At 27.6% G+C, this 2,475-nt stretch carries 3 protein-coding genes; all 3 read right to left on the minus strand.

What is annotated here, in order from left to right; all coding sequences use genetic code 11:
• Positions 1 to 100 (minus strand): GTPase (locus Q0649_RS05035; protein ID WP_298838280.1); only part of this gene is annotated, 100 nt, incomplete at its 3' end.
• Positions 100 to 1,437: a DUF512 domain-containing protein gene (locus tag Q0649_RS05040; RefSeq protein ID WP_298838274.1), complete on the minus strand. Its 1,338-nt coding sequence runs from the start codon at positions 1,435 to 1,437 to the stop codon at positions 100 to 102. The genes Q0649_RS05035 and Q0649_RS05040, both read right to left, overlap by 1 nt.
• Positions 1,438 to 2,077: 640 nt before the next feature.
• On the minus strand, positions 2,078 to 2,475 hold a 398-nt coding region (gene phoU / locus Q0649_RS05045), incomplete at its 5' end, for a phosphate signaling complex protein PhoU (protein ID WP_298838277.1).

The raw sequence follows: 2,475 nt of genomic DNA on the forward strand, positions 1-2,475 counted from the left end.
TATCTTCAACTATTGATATTCTCTTACCTGCTAATTTATTAAATAATGTAGATTTGCCTACATTTGGTCTTCCTACTATTGCTACTATTGGTTTTGCCATTAGTTTGCCTCCCTACTATTTTGGTTTATTATGTTTATTAAATCTTCTCCTGAATAATCACATATTAAAACTTTTGTAATTAATCTTTTTTCTAGATCACTTACTGTAATATTATCCAAGAAAATTTGTTGATCATTATTTCCTAATTCATATCCGCTTTTGAACATATTACTAGGAAGTATTAAATATTCACCGAGTTTTTTACCTGTCAGTTGCTGGATTATGTCATTTCCTGTTAAAAGACCTGCTACTGTAATAGTTTCGCCAAAAAAAACATTTACTATCTCTTTTACATCAATATTTATTTTGTTATTACGTGCAGTTATTTTCTCAGCTACCTTTAATATTTCTGCATACGCTGAATGACCTGTTACAATTGTAAAACTTCCTTTATTGTTAAGCTTTAGTTTTACTATATCTTCATCAATAACACTTCTAAGTAGTCTTATCATACCAATTCCATCTTCAAGTTGAGAATAACCATCATAGAACTTCTCGCAAGGAACATCAATATTTGCTAAAACATAAAATTCATCAGACAATCTAATAAAAGGTGAATCTATTTCTTTAATATACTTTTCTTGTAATTCTTTAACACTCTTTATTTCCTCTGTTGCAGTTTTTTTATCATACAATGTTAAATTAAACAGGCCTTCCCTGTACTTTGTTACTCCAACCGGTACAACAGCTAGATTTTCAATGCTTGGATAAAGCTTATACAAATCTTTAATAGTTTTTATAAGTTCTACCCCATTGTTGATGCCAGGACACGCAACCACTTGACAATTAATTTTTATACCACCCTGAGCCATTCGTTTTAACCTATCATACACGTTTCCCGCAAACTTGTTATTTAACATTTTCTTTCTAAGTTCAACATTTGTAGTATGAACCGAAACATTAATAGGGCTTATCTTATATCTAATAATTCTATCAATATCTTCTTCACTCATATTAGTTAGTGTTAAAAAATTACCTTGAAAAAATGATAATCTTGAATCATCATCTTTGAAATATAAAGTATCCCTCATTCCGCTAGGCAATTGATCAATAAAACAGAATATACAATTATTATGACAGCTCTTTGGTTTATCCAAAATGGCATCAACAAATTGGATCCCCAAATCTTCATCATAATCTTTTTCAAATTCAATTTCAATAATCTCACCATCAACTTTTTCAATTTCAATGGTAAGAAGTTCATCTGTAATTAAAAATTTATAATCTATAATATCTATTACCTTATTGCCATTTATACTAATTAGTCTATCTCCTACTTCAATCTCAATTTCTTCTGCAATACTTCCTGGAAGTATCTTCGCTATTTGGTTTTTCATTTTAACCTCCTGTTTTACAATAACCTTTTAAACAAAAGGTTTTATGAGGAACTAGAATTATTATATTAGGACTAAATATGATCTTAATATAATAAGAAATTAGTTATGCAATAAATTATAGCATTCCATTAAGTTATATTACATGAATTATATACCTAAGTCAACGGTATTTGTCTTTAAATGAAGATAAATACCATATTTCGCTTGTCTAGAGGTTTTTTCGACACTTAAAAATCAATACTTCAAATTATAATATAATTTAATACCGAATAAAAATACCTCCTAAGAGGGAGGTATTAAAATGCTTCTATGCAATATTTTCTTATGATTTTTTTACCATCTTCACTTTTAAAATACTGAAAAAGATTATTTAAACTCTCTTTTTTTCCTCGGTTAACATATCTTTATTGGAAATCTTTAAAAATAAAGATTATTTCTAAAGACTTGATGCAGTAATTTTTATGATAGTTAATTTTAAAAACTTGCTTTCTTTATTATACCATTGTCCTTGTATAAAACCTATAAAATTTTTATTTTGAGCAATAAAAGTTTTCATTTCTTTTGTTCTTCATAGTCACTACTCCACTATAATATAAATATATCCATTTATATTATAGTGGAGTAGTGATTTATTTGAAAATTATTCATTTAAATTAACTTTTTCACCAGTAACTAAATAAATTGTCCATTCGCATATATTTGTTGTATGATCAGCAATTCTTTCTAACCATTTACAAATAAATAAGAATTGAGTAGCTTGGTTTACAGTCTCTTGGTTTTCAAACATTATTCTTAAAAGTTCACCAAACACTTCTTTGTATATATCGTCTACTTCATCATCTCGTTTGCATACAGCATAAGCTTTTTCAATATCACCTGATACATATGCATCCAAGGAATCCTTTATCATATGAACTACAATTTCAGCCATTTTTGGTATATCTACAAGCTGTTTTATATATTTTTCATCTTTTAATCTTATCGTAATTTTAGCAACATCAACAGCATAATCAGCCATTCTTTCAAGATCCGTTACTA

This window comes from uncultured Clostridium sp., from assembly GCF_937920395.1.
In the GTDB taxonomy this organism is placed as follows: Bacteria; Bacillota; Clostridia; order Clostridiales; family Clostridiaceae; genus Clostridium_AD.

What these genes read in the sequence shown, in the direction of transcription:
- Q0649_RS05040 (WP_298838274.1), bottom strand. Translation starts at nt 1,437, where the DNA reads ATGAAAAACCAAATAGCGAAGATACTTCCAGGAAGTATTGCAGAAGAA.